Here is a 16,003-nt window from a genome sequence, read left to right as displayed (position 1 = left end):
GCTTCCGTGTGGGAACGTAAAAGGTATTTCCATTAAACGAGTCTATTAAAAAGGCGCTGTTATTATTCATTGTTGATTCCCATAAAGACATGAAAATTATTAAGGGGAGAATTTCCGGTTATTGTATGCAGAGGCACCTTAAGAAACAGAAATAAGGGGAGAAATTTCCCTTATCTTCTCAAATGAAGGCAAAATTCATGATTCTGATCCCTTTAACCGGAAAAACTCCTCTTATTTTAAGGGAAATATGGATATTTCCCGAATTAACCGGACTTTCTCCCTTTATTTTTTGAATAAGAGTGAAATCAACATTCAACTATAACAGAGCGATTAAAAAAGGAGGATGATAAGGATGGCGGGGCAAAATCAGCATGTTACTCCAAATGAGGGAGGCGGGTGGAAAGTCCTCGGTGCAGGGAATGAGGAATCCACAAAAGTAACCAAAACAAAGCAGGAAGCCATTAATCAAGCCCGGAAATTGGCAAAAGAAGAAGAGTCAGAACTTTTCATCCATGGTAAGGACGGAAAAATCCAGTCGAGAGACAGCTACGGCAACGATCCCTTTCCGCCAAGAGGTTAAAACACGGGGACGGTTCTCCTGCCTCATTCTATCAAAGAAATGAAGCGGGAGAACCGTCCCTTTGCCTCTATTGAAAGTCGATATCAATGGTTTTTTTAGGGGTGCTTTGCTGCTTTGGCATCCTGACTTCCAGGACTCCGTTACGATAGGAGGCCTTTACACCCTCCTCCGATACGGCGACAGGGAGGGTAATATTCCGGCTGAAGCTGCCGGATAGCCTCTCCTTGCGATACATATTCTCATCGCTCACTTCGTTTGCCCGGTTAATGGTCCCGCTGATTTTCAAGTGGTTGTTGTCGATGACAATCTGGATATCTTCCTTGTTTTCGACTCCGGGAATATCGCAAGTCGCAACGACCTCATTTTCTGTCTCATGAACATCCACCCGGATGCCGCCGAGATTGAGTTCATTTTGCAGCGTCTCGGGAAAATCCGAGAGAAAGCGATCGAACTCCTTCCGGATGTTGGAAAGCTGTCTAAAAGGATCAAATGGAGGCATTGACATGATTCATTCTCCTTTCCTAAATGGGCTTACAGGACTTTTATTCCCTGTTATTTGGAATGTATTCAGGCAGGGTGGTCCTCATGCAAGAGGAATCGCTCTCATATCGGAGGGCGATATAGAGACAGGGGGACGGTTCTCGTGCCTCATTTGATAGAAAGGAAAAGCCTCTCCCGTATTTTAAAGTGTACCCTTTGTAAAGGACATTCTAAAAAAAACCTAGGCAGCTTTAAGAAGATGATCTCTGTATTGAACAGGGGTCATCTTTTTTAGGTTCCATTGATATCTCTGGTTGTTGTAGTAAGTAATATACCTGCTAATTTCATTTTTAAGTTCGTTCAACGTCTTACATCCCTTTATATTAACCTCGTCTTTAAGGTGGCCAAAAAAGGATTCTATGGGGGCGTTATCCCAACAGTTACCCCGTCTTGACATTGACTGACGCAACCCAAGCTTCTTAACGAATTTTTGAAAGTCAGGGTGGGTATAGTGAACCCCTTGATCCGAATGAATTAATGCTTCCTTTGCTTTCTTGAAATTACGGTTCTTCTTTAGCTTGTGTAGAGTGTTAGTGGCTAGTTCCATCGTCATCCGGTCAGACAAATATTCAGCCAGTATTTGACCTGTAGACCCATCCTTTATGACGGATAGGTAAGCTCTTTGTCCGTTCGAGTAATTTAGATAAGTAATATCAGTGAGCAGAACTTTGCCGGGGATCTCTTGCTTAAACTGACGCTTTAACAGGTTTGGCACCACTCTGTGCTCTTTTGTGGCCTTCATCATTCTCCTATAAGGATTGGCTTTTCTAATGGGGCAGATAATCCCGTATTTCCTCATAATTCGCCGAATGCGCTTCAAATTGTAGACAACATTAAATTGACCCGCCAGTGTCATCTTGATTTGGCGTGCGCCTTTCTTACGCTTTTTGAAATGGAAGGCTTTTAGAATCATTTCCTTTACGAGCTGGTCCTGCTCCTCTTTTTGCTCTCTCCGTTTTTGTGAGTCCACTGAAAAATAATTGTAATAACCGCTTCTTGAAACACCCGATATTGTACATAGATAGCTAACCATATTCTTCAGCTTGTATTTCTCAATCACTGAACGAATAAGGATATACTTTTGGCAAGGGGGAAGGACTACTTCTTCATCCTCCTTTCCGCGAACCGTATCTTTTTTAGCAGCTCGTTCTCCGCCTTAAGCAGGTTGATTTGTGCCTCCAGACAGGCATTTTTCTCCTCTAATGTCAGTTCTCTGTCTCTCGGACGCCCTGAATTTCCCGACCTGGTATCGCGTAGCCCAGCGACCCCATTCTCCATGTATGCTTTCTTCCATCTCTTACTGGCTGACCTAATTCTCTCCGTCCCCAGGATCTCTGCATCAAACCCACACTCTTCAAATATTTCTCTCGCCAATTTGCCTGTTTCTTTTTCCGCTATAAATAATCTCTTAAAATCATCTGTATAGGTGATGCCTTTTGAAGATACAGATTTAACATATTTGTTAGCTGAAAGCTTTTTGATCTCTTTCTCTGTAAAAGTCTTTTTACTCATAACCGTTCTCCAGTCCCTCATGTTGTATTGCTTAATTATACAAAAAAGTACCCTATAGGTAGACTTTTTTTAGGTGTCTACTCTATAGGGTACATTCTATTTGATGGAGAGGCTTTTTCACGATATTCCGTGGAAAGAGAGCATAAAATGTGTGGTTTACACCGGCGGGGCCAGCATCGCGTATAAACAAATGGATACTAAGATGATGAGCACTTTTCTCATGGTATCCTCCGAGTCGTCAATTGAATAATATACTTATTGTAACATAGCAATCGACACAAATTTAATGGTACAAACTGGTGCAGTTTTTCCAGCTTATTAACGAAAACGATGCATGAGAACCGTCCCTCTGCCTCACTAGATGATAAACCCGCTATACACCATACCAATACTAATGACGATATGAAAAACGATGCTTGGGTAAAGGCTGTTTGTCTTGAGGGTGAGGATGGCGTAGATGACTCCTGCTACGGAAATGAGCAGGCTGAGGGCGATGGAAAAGCCGATGGCGAGATGGAGAAGGCCAAACCCGATGCTTGTAACCAGAACCGCATAACCCGTGGAGGTCACGTCTTTAAGAGCCGACAGCATGATCCCCCTCCATATCACTTCCTCAAAAACCGCGTTAATAAAAGAAAAAAGCAGGCAGAACCATAACAGCGATTTCAGATACTCCCAATCCTTTTGAAGAATAAAATAACCATAGATGACCAGATTAATAACAATCCCAATCAGCCAAAACGGAAACGTATGAATTTTATGAAACGGTAAGACAATCGGGTTCTTCCAATCGGGCTTCTGATTGTACCAGCAAACCTTCTTATGAAAGAAGAGATGGACAAGGACCATTCCCAGAATCATAAAACCAAGGGAAAGGCGATTCAGGATGACTTTGGTTTCCTTTGGGATTCCCATCGTTCCAACGAAATTATTAAAAACCATAAAAAGTGCAAAACAAACTAAAAATGATAACAGCAAGGAGGTTACGAACCGTTTTTCTTTATTCGCAACGAGCCAAATCGCAAAGCCTGCTAATATCAATAGTGAAAAACCAACATGTTCATAGGAAATAGCCGTAATCCCCAGAAAAAATAAAATGGCCATCATACCCGAAATCTCCCTATTTCCATTTTTGTTTATTTTACCATAAAATTACTATTTTTGATGCAGGGGGACGGTTTTCGTGCCTCAATACATAGAAACCAGCTTGGCAGTTCCCTGCTCCAAGCTGGTTTTTTGCGTTTTATAGAACGAAATCATTCCCATTATTTTCTTTCAAATGATTCGACAAAAACCAACTATATGAATAGCTTCGAATATAGTAATCTATAAATAAATGATGGTTAAAATTGTAAGCAGAGGCATGGCGGGCCCTGCATGAGGCAGGAGAACACTCCCCATGCTTCGGAGAGGGATGATGAGATGAAGCGGGTTTTAGTGGGGTTGATTTGCTGGATTTTGGCAGCTGGCCCTTTGGCTGCAGGCGTTGAGGCAAATGGTACTACCAGCCAACCAGGGGTGGCTGATGCCTCTGCTGGGGAAACAGATCAGGTGATTGTGGTCCTTCAGCCGGGTGCGGCAGCTGACAGTTTGGAAGAGTACGAGATTGTGGACAGCGAGCTGGCCAAAGAAGAAAATCTCGTTACTGTCGAAATTCCTGCACAGCAGAGCACGGAGTCTTTTATGGAAGAGCTGGAAGAAAAACGCGAGGTGCTCCTTGTTGAGCCTGACTATATCATTCAGCGCAGCGAGGTCCAGCGGAAGCATATTCCGAGCGACCCTGACTATCCTTCCCAATGGCATCACCAAAGAATAGAGTCGGAAGCGGCCTGGACAAGGACCAAAGGCTCGAAGGAAGTGGTTGTTGCCGTGATTGACGATGGCGCCGATCTCCATCACCCTGACTTGCAGGGAAGAATTCTTTCCCCATATGACGCGGTCAAAGGGATGGCTGGCTCGATTCCTGCTGGAGAGCACGGAACCCATGTGGCCGGAATTGTTGCCGGCTCCATGGACAATGGGCACGGAGGCACGGGGGTCGCCCCCAACGCCCGAATCATGCCAATCAATGTGTTCCGCGGGGAATTCGCGTATACATCAGATATCATTAAAGGAATCAATTACGCCGTCAGTGCGGGAGCGGACGTAATCAATATGAGCCTCGGAACTTATTATTATTCTTCGGCCTTTGATGCGGCCGTACAGCAGGCTTATCAGAGCGGGGCCGTAGTTGTCGCAGCTGCCGGCAACGAATCCGCCCGCTCCGTCAATTACCCGGCGGCGTTTCCAAACGTGATTGCTGTCAGTGCCACGAATTCATCGGACGCCAAAGCCTATTTCTCCAACTATGGCCCCAATGTTGACCTTGCGGCTCCCGGTTCCAATATCTATTCCACGCTGCCATACGGCTTTTACGGAGGGATGAGCGGCACCTCGATGGCTTCACCTGTTGTGGCCGGAGTGGCCGCTCTCGTGTGGAGCAGCGAGCCTGGCCTGACCAACAAGCAGGTGGAAAGCCGCCTGTATGGTACGGCAGATGATCTGGGCACACCTGGCAAGGACGAGAAGTTCGGCCATGGCCGCGTCAACGCGAAGAAAGCGTTGAAGGTAAAAGAACTGAAGCAGCCGCTCGTTCATGCAGTCAGTGACATGGATGGAGCCGTGACCGGAATGGCGTACGAAAGCGGCACTGTGGAGGTGAGGAGCCAGAATGTACTGCTTGGTTCCGCTCCTGTGAATGGCCAAGCCGATTTTACCATTCCGATTCCCAAACAGCATGCTGGAACACTTTTAAAGGTAAAGGTCGTCGATTCCTACGGAAATGCCAGCAAGCAGGTCGAGGTCAGTGTCCAAAAACGGACTGTCCTCGCTAGCCCCGTAGTGGGCGAGATGTGGGAGACCATGAAAGCGGTACGTGGGTCAGCGCCGCCTTTCGCCGGAATTCAGGTGAAAACGAAAGGTGGCGTATACACCGGTGAAGCAGATGAGCAAGGGAACTTTGAAGTGGCAGTTCCGCTGCAGCCCGCCGGAAGTACGTTGGAAGTAACGGCGAGCGATAGTGAAGGCAATGTCAGCAGTGTGGTGTATGTCCAGGTTCTGGATAAAACGGCGCCAGCTCCACCAAAGGTAAACTCCGTGACCGATGCTTCAAAAACGGTAAAGGGAACTTCCGAAGCGTATGCGAAAATCGAAGTGAAGTCGAGAGGCCGTTTGATCAGCGCAGGGGCAGCCGGAGCGGACGGCAAGTTCGAAGCCGGCATTCCGGTTCAGAAAGCAGGCGCCGAGTTGACTGTTACGGCCCTTGACAAGGCAGGAAATGCGAGTAAGGCTGTCACGATAACGGTCAAAGATGCCACTCCTCCCGGGAAGCCGGCTGTGAACACCATCACCGATAAAAGTACTAAAGTGACAGGAAAGGCAGAGCCATATGCGGCCGTCGAAGTGAAGGTTAATGGAAAAAACATTGGTGCGGGGAAGGCAGGAAGCGACAGGAGCTTTTCCGTAACCATTCCTGTCCAGAAGGCAGGGGTGAAGCTTCATGTAACGGCCACGGATGCTGCCGGGAATACAAGCGGGGCCACGGTTGTTACGGTGAAGGATGTCACTCCGCCAGCACTCAAGGTGAATGCCGTTTCTGACCGCTCAAGGGAAATCACCGGGTCGGCAGAAGCCGGAGCCACGGTAAAAGCAGCCATCGGAAACAGCAGATACAGCGGCAAGGCGGATGGGAAGGGTTCTTTTAAAATAGCCATACCGCGGCAAAAAGCGGGTGTGAAGATTTCCGTTTCGGCAGTGGATGGAGCTGGCAATGCCAGCCCTGTAAAAACAGTGGTCGTCTTGGATAAAACCCCTCCAGGTCAGCCAACCGTCAATGCGGTGTCAGACAAGTCGAAAGCAGTGACCGGAAAGGCGGAGGCAGGAGCTTCGGTCACAGTGGGGATTGGCAACAAGAAATACAGCGGCAAAGCAGATGCCAAGGGAGCTTTTAAAGTAGCCATCCCGCTGCAGAAAGCAGGTACCAAGCTCAGCGTAACGGCCAGGGACAAGGCCGGAAATACAAGCAGCGCACGGACAATGACGGTCCTTGGCAAAACCCCGCCAGCTGCGCCAAAGGTCACCACAAAGGTGAAAAGCTCAACCAGGGAAATTTCCGGAACAGCCGAACGCAACTCAGCCATTACGATTAAAGCAGGCAGCAAGGTAATCGGCACCGCCAAAACCAGCAGCAAAGGGAAATTCAAAGTGAAAATCAAGGCGCAAAGGAAAAACACCCAGCTGAAAATAACCGCGACAGACAGCGCCAAAAATGTCAGCAAGGCAACAGTAGTGAAGGTGAAGTGAAGCATGGTGGACGGTTCTGCTGCCTCAAAAAGCAAGGTCAGATGGGCGAGTCCATCTGACCTTTTTCTATCTGCTAAACTCTGGTATTGCTCTTTTTCCTTTTCCTCTGAAGAAGAAAGATGGCGATTGCCAAAGCGGCGGCAGCTGCAAAGACGAGGACGGTAACCGTAACATAGAAGGGATCGTTATTAACCTCTTCAGGAATGACACGGCTGGCGATCGGACCCAAGGATAAAAACAGCGGGATGATAATGGTGAACCAGGTTTTTGAATAGATGGCCGAGCCGATGAAAATGGCCGCGCACAGGACGATGATCCAGTTGTTTTCGGCCGGTGAGGCGACATAGATAAGCTCGAACCCCTGTGTTTTATACCATAACATCAGGGCTACAAACAGACCGGTAACAGCCATGGAAGTGCCGACCAGCAAGACATAGCTCCATTTGGAATGGAAAAACTTCGGCAGAACTTTTAATAAAAGCAGGCCGTAAATCAGGATTCCTGCTGCCCCCATTATCAATGCCAGCCAAATGGTGCCTTCCGAGATGGAGAATTTCCCTTCAATAGCCGGACCAAAACTGAAATAGGCCGCCAGCAAAAGAATGAACATCGGCACCATGCCGGCCATTTGGCGGTAATCGGTTTGCATCGATTCGCCTATGCTCTTCATATACTGCTTTGGGCTTTTGCCGGTAATATGGCTGACATCCTTGCCCTCCGCCTCGGCCTCCATCAAATGAACCTCCAGCTCTTCGGTAATCTCATTGATCTCCCGGTCATTCTTGCCTTTTGACACCAGATAAAACCGTAGTTCAGTCAAAAACTGCTCTGCCTGTTTAGAAACCATGTCCTTCATTTCCCCCTTTTATTCAATACATTGTTCACCGAGGAGCTTACCTGCTCCCAGCGGGTGATAAACTGCCCAAGCTCCTGCTCGCCTTTTTCCGTTAAAGAGTAGTATTTCCGCTTCGGGCCTGCCGTTGACTTTCTTAATGTCGTGCTGACCAGTCCTTCCTTTTGCATGCGCAGCAGAAGGGGATAGATCGTGCCCTCGCTGAAGGAGTGGAATCCATAAGATTCGAGCTTGGCCGCAAGCTCGTATCCGTATATTTCCCCCTCTTTAATGATCGCCAAAAGACATCCATCCAGGATTCCTTTTAGCATTTGCGTCGTATCAGCCAATGGTATGGCTCCTTTCGATATCTTGTATTGCAAGGTATACACATAGTATATAACGCGGTATCTTGCAATGCAAGGTAAAATAGGGGGTCTTCTGCTGCCTCCTTGGCAGTCTTAGCACACCGAAAATGGATCTAGGCCAATTACGGATGGTTGGTTTCTTATTTAAACACTTTTATTGTTCATTGTTCATTTTCATAAAGGTATAAGAATTATTAAGGGGAGAATCTCCGGTTATTGTACGCAAAGGTACCTTAAGAAGCAGGAATAAGGGGAGAAATTCCCCTTATCTTCTCAAAGCAAAGCAAAATCACATAGATTTCGACCCTATAACCGGAAAAGCTCCTCTTATTTCAAGGGGAATTTGGGGATTTTCCGAATTAACCGGACATTCTCCCTTTATTTTTTCAATGAGAGTGAAATCTATAACTGAGCATATTTAAAAGCTGTATGTAGCAGCAGGGAACCTTGTCACCGGCGAACTTTCCATAGTTGTTTCAAAAGCAGAGAAACTATCATTTCACCTGGGACAAGCTACCCGCCGTTCTCCCAGTAAAGAGCTTTTAGTCCCGAGGTTTGATAAAGTAATGTTTTATTAACATTAACTTTCTAAAAAGAAGGTTAATGTATGTAAAATAATGGATTTCAATCTTCCAATTCCCTGCAGGTTAGGTATGATTATCACTGAAACATACTATAGCAGCCAAGGAGGAAAAGGGAATGAAAAAATGGTTTTTTGCTTTGATGGCAGCATTACTGATTACAGGTGCGGCAACGGGCTGCAGCAATGATGACGATTTGGATGATACAAACACAGAAGAAACGGAAGAAATGGAAGATACAGGAACGGAAGAAGGCACTGAAGAGGAAACAGAATAAAAGTAATATCAAAAGAAAGTACACCTTTTCAGGAAGGTGTATTTTCTTTTGGCCAGAAGTGCGTAGTCACAGGAGAACCCATGCTTCCTTTCCCATTTTATGATAATCTATAAAAGATTGATTCATGGACGAAGGGATTGAGCTTGTGTTCGAATGGCGTAATATTTTTAAAGGGATGATGATTGGGGCGAGCGATGTGGTGCCGGGTGTGAGCGGCGGCACGATTGCCCTGCTGGTTGGGATTTATGAGAGGCTGATAGAGGCGATCAATGGCCTGTTATCAAAAGAGTGGAAAAAGCATGTGATCTTCCTGATTCCTGTGGGGATTGGGGTTGGAATTGCGATTTTGACGTTAAGCCATCTGCTGAGCTGGCTCCTCGAGGTTCACCCTCAGCCGACGTTTTTCTTTTTCCTTGGGCTGATCCTCGCGATTATTCCCGCCTTGTTGGTTGAGGCGGATTATAAACGAACCTACAAAGCCGGACATTATGTCCTGCTGGCAATCGCCGCGGCAGGAGTTGCGCTGACAGGCTTGGTCGGGGAAGGCCAGGGAACGGTCATGACCAATCTGGATTTCGGCGATTACCTATTCCTCTTTTTTGCCGGCTGGCTGGCAAGCTCGGCGATGATCCTTCCGGGCATCAGCGGATCGATGGTCCTGCTGCTGCTGGGTGTGTATGTGACAGCGATTGATGCCATCAAAACATTCAATATCCCTGTCATCATTGCGGTTGGGACCGGGGTCGTGATTGGACTGCTGCTGACAAGCAAGCTGATCCGCTACTTGTTCCTGCACTTCCGTGTAGCCACCTATGCTGTCGTGACAGGCTTTGTCGTCGGCTCCATTTTTGTCGTCTACCCAGGCTGGCCGGGAGATGTGCTGCTAATGGTCATCTGCATCCTCGCTTTCATTATCGGCTTTGCCGTCGCCTATATGCTTGGAAAGGTCGAGCGAGGATAGGAGCTCGACGGAATACATTTGGAGGGAAGGCCTTTTACGAAGGTCTTCTTTTTTTCTTATTATGCGATGCTTCTATCAATCAAACGTTTGATTAATTTCCCGTGCAGGCCGGAATGACCGCTTCTCAATGCCTTCTGCCCGGCCTTCTGAACAGCTTCCGAACCATTCGGAACACATATTTGATGATGAGGTAACCTATGAAAAATAAAATAAACCCCCACAAGCCCATGACGGCATCCTGGAACTCCATATTCCCGCGGCCGGTAATTTTTTGCTGAATCTCCACCGCGAACACAATCACCACGAGAACCGTGAACGTATAGATAAATGAAATCGCTGTGATGCTATGCTTCGCCAATAGTTTAAAGAAATGGTGGACAATGAAAAAAGAAAGAATCCCCAAGACCCCGAACACCCAAAGGTGCAGCTCCTTGTCCGACAGGTTCAGGCCCAGTGCATTGCTGATACGCAGCAGCTGATCATGAAAAATGTTGACGATTTCTGTAAGAATCAAGATTGCTTCTCTCACATTGAATCCCCCATTTATTTTAATTTATGGATCTGCCATCTATTGAATACTATCATTTTAAGAACAGGAAGAGCAAAATGGATATTTTAATTAGTTGAAAAGGCAAGGGAATATAATACAATAAAAGGAGAATACACAAGGGAAAAAGGGATGTTGCCATGATTATCAAACGATCCGTTCCATTCATAAACGATAAACCTTATAATACAAATTTATTGACGAGGGATTTGATCGCGGGTTTCACCCTATTTGTCATGCTCGTGCCGCAGGGAATGGCCTATGCGATGCTGGCCGGCCTGCCGCCGGTGATGGGCCTGTACGCTTCGACCCTTCCTGTGCTCATATACGCGCTTTTTGCCTCTTCCCGCCATCTTTCTGTCGGTCCGACGGCGATCACTTCGCTGCTCGTCTTCTCGGTCATCTCCGTGTTTGCCACACCGGGAACCTCTGAATATATCACTCTCGTCATCTTGCTGGCGCTGATGGTGGGCGTGTTCCAGTTTTTGTTTGGCCTTTTCAAGCTGGGATTCATTGTCCGCTTCATATCCCCGGCCGTCCTGGGGGGCTATACCTCGGCTGCGGCGATTGTGATTGCCTTAAGCCAGCTGAAGCATCTGCTCGGGATTGAAGGAGGCAATTATTTCCAGATTCATCTGCTGCTTTCAGACGTGGTAGGCGGGCTTGGGCAGATTCATTGGCCAACCTTTCTCGTCGGAACAGGGAGCATATCCTTGCTGATTCTCCTAAAAAGAGCGTCTCGCCGCATCCCGGCCGCGCTGCTTCTCATTCTCGTTTCGATTTTGGCCGTCTATTCGCTGGGCCTGCATGAAAGGGGCGTTTCCATTATTGGGGAGGTGCCGAGCGGCTTCCCGTCGCTAGTGCTTCCGGCAATTTCCGTGGAGGTTGTCCGCCAAATCCTTCTGCCGGCGCTGACGATTGCCTTGCTGGGCTTCATGGAATCGCTGGCGATTGGAAAGGCGATTGCTGACAAGGAAAAGTACAAGCTGGACCCGAACCGGGAGCTGAAGGCGCTGGGGGCTGCCAATATGCTTGGGCCCTTCTTTCAGGCCTTCCCGATTAACGGAAGTTTTTCCAGGAGCGCTGTCAACCACCAAAGCGGGGGAGTCACACAGCTGGTCTCGGTTTTTACAAGCCTGTTCATGACCCTGACTCTGTTCTTTTTCACCTCGTTCTTTTACTATTTGCCGAATGCTGCCTTGGCGGCCATCATCATGGTGGCTGTGTATAAATTGGTCAACTTCGCCCAATTCTGGCATCTGCTGAAAATAAAAGCTGTCGACGGCTGGATTTGGGTGGCGACTTTCGCGGTGACGCTGTTCATCGGGATCCAGTGGGGGATTTTGCTTGGAGCTGGACTTTCGTATCTTCTGCTGCTAAGCAAGCTGTCACAGCCGAATATTAACGAAGTAGGGTATGTGCATGAAGATAAGACTTTCCGCAACGTTGCAAGGTTTCCGAGAGCGCAGACCAAGGACGGCCTGATCATGCTCCGGATTGATGCTTCCATCAATTTTGCCAATATCCCTTACTTTGAGGATAAGGTGAGGCAGCTGCTTGCGGCCAGGCCTGAAACGAAAACGATCATTACCGATTTTAAAAGCGTCAACGACATGGACGCGCCCTCGTTCGGCGTCCTGGAGGACATCATCGTGCAGCTGAAACAGGAAAAAGGAATCCAATTCTACTTTGTCGGCATGAAAGGCCCCATCAGGGACACAGCTTCCAATGCTGGATGGGACCACAAGTTCCCGGAAGAAATCCGCTATTTCTCCCTGGAGCAGCTGCTGAAAGATAAAAACATCCGCTTCCATGCTCCGCCCAAGGACAACATCGAACAAGCACCCTTCATGTACATGATTTAGAGCAGGGGGAGTGTTCTCCTGCCTCATTCCTCCGAAGGGAGGATGAGGCGGAAGAACACTCCCCTTGCTTCATTTCAGTTGCGTCAGCTGGTAGATGACCTGGTCGTTATGGGTGGTTTGGATCAGGCCGATGTTTGGGGCGTAGTATTTTTTATAGCCGCCCTTCTCGGTGACTTCGACAGCTTTTTTAAACAGGCCCGCTGGAGTCTTGATGGGCATATTTACGCCGGTGATGCTGCTGATGTCATTTTCCTGCCCCGTGTTGCGGTCCCAGAACTGCCCGGTTTTAACCGGATATTGCAGATCCATGATGGCCGAAGACTCCGGCGGCGCGTGCATCAGAAACTCCTCGTTCTCCGTGAAGGCAATCCTCCTCGTACCCTTTGGATCAGTAATGGTCCATTCCTGCCATCCCTCATGCATCTGGTCAAAGGTGAAGGTTTCAGTACCGCCATCCTTGTGCTTGTAAACATACGTCAAGCTCGTGTCGGGAAGATAGCTCGCCCTCTTTTCCTTTGCGTGTGCCGGGAMCCCCGCCATTGTGAAATAACCCGCTAGAATGTGGATGATGGCCAATATTAAAAACTTTCTCATGCTTGTAACCTCCTTGGAACCTGATTTACTGTTCATTCTTTGTTCTTTTGGATTTTTTATGTATTCTTGCGTTATGACCTTAAAAGATTCTTAACAAAAGGCTTCAGGAGACATATGCCTTTTTTCTTATCTTCCAACAGTGCAGGCTGGCAGCTGGGTCGCCAGCACGCTGTATCCTCCTTGCTGCGCTTCCAAAGTCCCGCCAATCAGAGCCGAAAGTGCTCCTTCATTTAGAATAAACCAGGACTAATCCCCTGTTTTTGAAGGGTTTACTATTTTTTTACATAAACACATCTTGAATTAAACATCCCTTCCTTATGATGGAAACGAAATCACTAGGGAGGGATAAAAGTGAAAAAGATGGATCTTTCTTCAGACAAGCTGAACCGCAGGGGGTTTTTAAAGAAATCGGGAATTGGAGTGGGAATGGCCCTGGGAGCTACGCTCATCCCTTCATTTGCGATGAATGCTGCGGCTGAAACCTCGCAAAGCCAATCCAACAATATTGATTATCCATTTACATTGGGAATTGCTTCAGGAGACCCGCTGCCGGACGGGGTGGTTTTATGGACAAGGCTTGCTCCGGATCCGTTGAATGGCGGGGGAATGCCGAACAATCCATTTCCTGTTCAGTGGGAAGTGGCCATGGACGAGAATTTCTCCAAGGTTGTAAAGAGAGGTACAGAGCTTTCGAAACCGCAGTTTGGCCATTCTGTCCATGTTGAAGTTGATGGCCTGCAGCCGGCTACCTGGTATTATTACCGTTTTAAATCGCAAAGTGATTTCAGCCCGACAGGCCGGACGAAGACAGCACCAGCGTTTAACAGCCAGGTGGATGAGCTGAAATTCGCGTTTGCTTCGTGCCAAAACTGGCCAGTTGGCTTTTACACGGCCTATCAGCATATGGCCAAGGAAGATCTCGATTTGGTCGTCCATTTGGGAGATTACATATACGAAGGAAAGCATGACTCTTCCATCCGTCCGATGGACCAGGTCTATCCGGAAATTTACAGCCTTGAAGAATACCGCAATCGATATGCATTGTATAAGCTTGACAGCGATTTGCAGGCTGCTCATGCCAATTTCCCGTGGATCGTGACGTTCGATGACCACGAGGTGGATAATAACTACGCGGGCGACATTCCGCAAGACCCTCCGAAGCAGCCAAAAAAGGAGTTTATGGCCCGCAGAGCGGTTGCCTACCAGGCCTATTACGAGCATATGCCCCTGCGCCGTACATCCGTGGTGAACGGAAGCGACATCCAGCTTTACCGCCGCCTTTCCTTTGGCAACCTGGTCGATTTTAATGTGCTGGATACGCGCCAGTACCGGGATGACCAGGCGAATGGGGACGGGTGGAAGGTTCCGACACCTGAATCGGACGACCCAAGCCGGACACTTCTCGGCGAACAGCAGGAGCAATGGCTATTGGGCGGCCTGGCTGCGTCACAGGCGAAATGGAAGGTGCTTGCCCAGCAGGTGTTCTTTGCCCGCCGCGATTATGATTTTGATCCAGGGGAGCTGTATGTCAGCATGGATGCATGGGACGGATACCCTGGTGCCCGCCAGCGGATTCTGGATTTCCTTGCCGCTAAAAATATTCAGAACACCGTTGTCCTCACGGGAGATGTGCATACCAACTGGGCAAATGAAGTAAAAGCGGACTTTGATGACCCGGATTCAAAAAATGTGGCCGTCGAGTTTGTAGGAACCTCGATTACGTCCAATGGGGATGGGTCCGATGTCAACAGCAACACACCGAAGATTCTGGCGGAAAATCCGCATATCAAGTTCTTTAACAATCATCGGGGCTATGTTCGCTGCACCCTGACCCAGGATGCATGGCAAACCGATTACATGGTGGTCCCATATGTATCCAGGCCGGGAGCGCCAATCAGCAAGCGCGCCTCTTTCGTTGTTGAAGACGGAACCTCTGTCCTGCTTGAAGGCACAAGGGAGACGGCCGCGGCAGGCAGCGTAAGTTTCGCTTAATTCCTCCTTTTCTGGTTAAATAGAGAGAGTATAGAAAGGAGATGGCGACTTGCGTTTACAAGGAAAGAAAATCATCAGTCTCGTTCATCATGAATTTGAGGACCTCGAACTATGGTATCCAATCCACAGGCTTCGGGAAGAAGGAGCGGTTGTCGAGCTTGCCGGAGAAAAAGCGAATGAAACCTATATCGGAAAGTACGGCGTGCCCGCAGAATCCGATTTTGCCTACGGCGACATCAAGGCGGAGGACTATGACGCCATCCTCGTTCCGGGAGGCTGGGCACCCGATAAAATCCGCCGCTTCCCGGAAGTGCTGTCGCTGCTGCAGGATATGGATGCCGCTGAAAAGCCGATCGGCCAAATCTGCCACGCCGGCTGGGTGCTGATCTCGGCGAAGATTCTTCAGGGTAAAAAAGTAACAAGCACACCAGGGATCAGGGACGACATGGAAAATGCAGGCGCGGTTTGGATCGACGAACCGGCTGTCACCGACGGACACCTCGTTTCCAGCCGCCGCCCGCCTGATTTGCCTGATTATATGAGGGAATTTATTGCAGTATTGGAGAAAAAGTAAGCAAAAAGCAGCCTGGACTGAGGGGAGAGCCCTTGGCCAGGCTGCTTTTTGATTTGGGGACGTGGTGGGGACGCAGGGACAGGTTCCTTGTCCCAAACAGAGGGAAGAGTAGTTAGACATCCTCCTCCTCATCCAAGTGTGGGACACGGTGTGAGCTGACCCCCAAATGTTAGAGTTTTGATTATGCAGCTAATTGGCTGGTATGGTTCCGGTATTGAACCGGGCTCATACCAGCCAATTTTTGCTTAATACGTTTGTTATTATAATAATCTATATATCTCCCAATTCTCTCAGTTAACTCTTTAACCGTACACAATGCCTCGCCATAATACATCTCTTGTTTTAGAATGCCAAAAAAGTTCTCCATGGGGGAGTTGTCTAAACAGTTTCCTTTTCGTGACATACTTTGAAAAACCTTATTTTCCTTAAGTGCCTTAAC

15 protein-coding genes are annotated in these 16,003 nt (G+C 48.0%); 7 read left to right on the top strand and 8 right to left on the bottom strand.

The features are described 5' to 3' along the window. The first annotated feature begins 352 nt into the window (after positions 1 to 352). Positions 353 to 580 carry a DUF2188 domain-containing protein gene (locus ADU22_RS02555; RefSeq protein WP_082252770.1) on the top strand — a complete coding sequence of 76 codons (228 nt, stop codon included), beginning with the start codon at positions 353 to 355 and terminating at the stop codon, positions 578 to 580. A gap of 67 nt (positions 581 to 647) precedes the next feature. On the opposite strand, the gene ADU22_RS02550 is transcribed toward ADU22_RS02555, so the two are convergent. The 3 genes from ADU22_RS02550 to ADU22_RS02535 form a co-directional block, all read right to left on the bottom strand. Further along, positions 648 to 1,085 (bottom strand): Hsp20/alpha crystallin family protein, encoded by a 438-nt coding sequence (locus tag ADU22_RS02550; protein ID WP_053360759.1) that lies wholly within the window; start codon positions 1,083 to 1,085, stop codon positions 648 to 650. Between the two features lie 216 nt (positions 1,086 to 1,301). Continuing rightward, a protein-coding gene (locus tag ADU22_RS24085) for an IS3 family transposase (protein WP_231687832.1) occupies positions 1,302 to 2,632 on the bottom strand; the annotation gives its coding sequence in 2 pieces (ribosomal slippage) (positions 1,302 to 2,251 and positions 2,251 to 2,632; 1,332 coding nt in all). 357 nt (positions 2,633 to 2,989) lie between these two features. Then, on the bottom strand, positions 2,990 to 3,739 hold the full coding sequence (locus tag ADU22_RS02535) for a CPBP family intramembrane glutamic endopeptidase (RefSeq protein WP_053360756.1): 750 nt from the start codon (positions 3,737 to 3,739) through the stop codon (positions 2,990 to 2,992). 270 nt (positions 3,740 to 4,009) lie between these two features. Here ADU22_RS02535 and ADU22_RS02530 point away from each other — a divergent pair, with 270 nt between their 5' ends. After that, positions 4,010 to 6,973 carry a S8 family peptidase gene (locus ADU22_RS02530; protein WP_053360755.1) on the top strand — a complete coding sequence of 988 codons (2,964 nt, stop codon included), beginning with the start codon at positions 4,010 to 4,012 and terminating at the stop codon, positions 6,971 to 6,973. Positions 6,974 to 7,046: 73 nt separating this feature from the next. On the opposite strand, the gene ADU22_RS02525 is transcribed toward ADU22_RS02530, so the two are convergent. Beyond that, positions 7,047 to 7,820, bottom strand: coding sequence for a DUF1129 family protein (locus tag ADU22_RS02525; protein ID WP_053364440.1), 774 nt, complete (start codon positions 7,818 to 7,820; stop codon positions 7,047 to 7,049). 5 nt (positions 7,821 to 7,825) lie between these two features. Then, positions 7,826 to 8,155: a PadR family transcriptional regulator gene (locus ADU22_RS02520; protein WP_053360754.1), complete on the bottom strand. Its 330-nt coding sequence runs from the start codon at positions 8,153 to 8,155 to the stop codon at positions 7,826 to 7,828. A 717-nt stretch (positions 8,156 to 8,872) separates the two neighbouring features. Between ADU22_RS02520 and ADU22_RS02515 the strand changes: the two genes are divergently transcribed. Continuing rightward, positions 8,873 to 9,031, top strand: coding sequence for a hypothetical protein (locus ADU22_RS02515; RefSeq protein WP_231687831.1), 159 nt, complete (start codon positions 8,873 to 8,875; stop codon positions 9,029 to 9,031). 124 nt (positions 9,032 to 9,155) lie between these two features. After that, positions 9,156 to 9,992 (top strand): DUF368 domain-containing protein, encoded by an 837-nt coding sequence (locus ADU22_RS02510; protein ID WP_231687830.1) that lies wholly within the window; start codon positions 9,156 to 9,158, stop codon positions 9,990 to 9,992. Between the two features lie 124 nt (positions 9,993 to 10,116). Here the strand turns inward: ADU22_RS02510 and ADU22_RS02505 are convergent, their stop codons facing one another. Beyond that, positions 10,117 to 10,521, bottom strand: a complete 405-nt coding sequence (locus ADU22_RS02505; RefSeq protein ID WP_053360753.1) for a hypothetical protein — start codon at positions 10,519 to 10,521, stop codon at positions 10,117 to 10,119. Positions 10,522 to 10,679: 158 nt separating this feature from the next. Between ADU22_RS02505 and ADU22_RS02500 the strand changes: the two genes are divergently transcribed. After that, complete coding sequence (locus ADU22_RS02500; RefSeq protein ID WP_053360752.1) at positions 10,680 to 12,404, top strand: SulP family inorganic anion transporter; 1,725 nt, start codon at positions 10,680 to 10,682, stop codon at positions 12,402 to 12,404. A gap of 69 nt (positions 12,405 to 12,473) precedes the next feature. On the opposite strand, the gene ADU22_RS02495 is transcribed toward ADU22_RS02500, so the two are convergent. Next, entirely contained in the window at positions 12,474 to 13,034 is a 561-nt protein-coding gene (locus ADU22_RS02495) for a hypothetical protein (RefSeq protein WP_156324302.1), read from the bottom strand. Positions 13,035 to 13,358: 324 nt separating this feature from the next. Between ADU22_RS02495 and ADU22_RS02490 the strand changes: the two genes are divergently transcribed. Together ADU22_RS02490 and ADU22_RS02485 are read left to right on the top strand one after the other, a co-directional pair. Further along, positions 13,359 to 14,990 (top strand): alkaline phosphatase D family protein, encoded by a 1,632-nt coding sequence (locus ADU22_RS02490; RefSeq protein WP_082252982.1) that lies wholly within the window; start codon positions 13,359 to 13,361, stop codon positions 14,988 to 14,990. A 49-nt stretch (positions 14,991 to 15,039) separates the two neighbouring features. Next, on the top strand, positions 15,040 to 15,564 hold the full coding sequence (locus ADU22_RS02485) for a type 1 glutamine amidotransferase domain-containing protein (RefSeq protein WP_053360750.1): 525 nt from the start codon (positions 15,040 to 15,042) through the stop codon (positions 15,562 to 15,564). A gap of 181 nt (positions 15,565 to 15,745) precedes the next feature. Here the strand turns inward: ADU22_RS02485 and ADU22_RS02480 are convergent. Then, positions 15,746 to 16,003: IS3 family transposase (locus tag ADU22_RS02480; protein ID WP_156324426.1), on the bottom strand; the 258-nt coding region annotated here is incomplete at its 5' end.

Origin of the sequence: Bacillus sp. FJAT-27251 (assembly GCF_001273925.1) — a bacterium.
Lineage (GTDB): Bacteria > Bacillota > Bacilli > Bacillales > Cytobacillaceae > Mesobacillus_B.
The sequence above is the reverse complement of the archived record's forward strand: the minus strand, read 5'-3'. Positions and strand labels throughout refer to the sequence as shown.

What these genes read in the sequence shown, in the direction of transcription:
- ADU22_RS02555 (WP_082252770.1), top strand. Translation starts at nt 353, where the DNA reads ATGGCGGGGCAAAATCAGCATGTTACTCCAAATGAGGGAGGCGGGTGG.
- ADU22_RS02550 (WP_053360759.1), bottom strand. Translation starts at nt 1,085, where the DNA reads ATGTCAATGCCTCCATTTGATCCTTTTAGACAGCTTTCCAACATCCGG.
- ADU22_RS02535 (WP_053360756.1), bottom strand. Translation starts at nt 3,739, where the DNA reads ATGATGGCCATTTTATTTTTTCTGGGGATTACGGCTATTTCCTATGAA.
- ADU22_RS02530 (WP_053360755.1), top strand. Translation starts at nt 4,010, where the DNA reads ATGAGGCAGGAGAACACTCCCCATGCTTCGGAGAGGGATGATGAGATG.
- ADU22_RS02525 (WP_053364440.1), bottom strand. Translation starts at nt 7,820, where the DNA reads ATGGTTTCTAAACAGGCAGAGCAGTTTTTGACTGAACTACGGTTTTAT.
- ADU22_RS02515 (WP_231687831.1), top strand. Translation starts at nt 8,873, where the DNA reads ATGAAAAAATGGTTTTTTGCTTTGATGGCAGCATTACTGATTACAGGT.
- ADU22_RS02510 (WP_231687830.1), top strand. Translation starts at nt 9,156, where the DNA reads ATGGACGAAGGGATTGAGCTTGTGTTCGAATGGCGTAATATTTTTAAA.
- ADU22_RS02500 (WP_053360752.1), top strand. Translation starts at nt 10,680, where the DNA reads ATGATTATCAAACGATCCGTTCCATTCATAAACGATAAACCTTATAAT.
- ADU22_RS02490 (WP_082252982.1), top strand. Translation starts at nt 13,359, where the DNA reads ATGGATCTTTCTTCAGACAAGCTGAACCGCAGGGGGTTTTTAAAGAAA.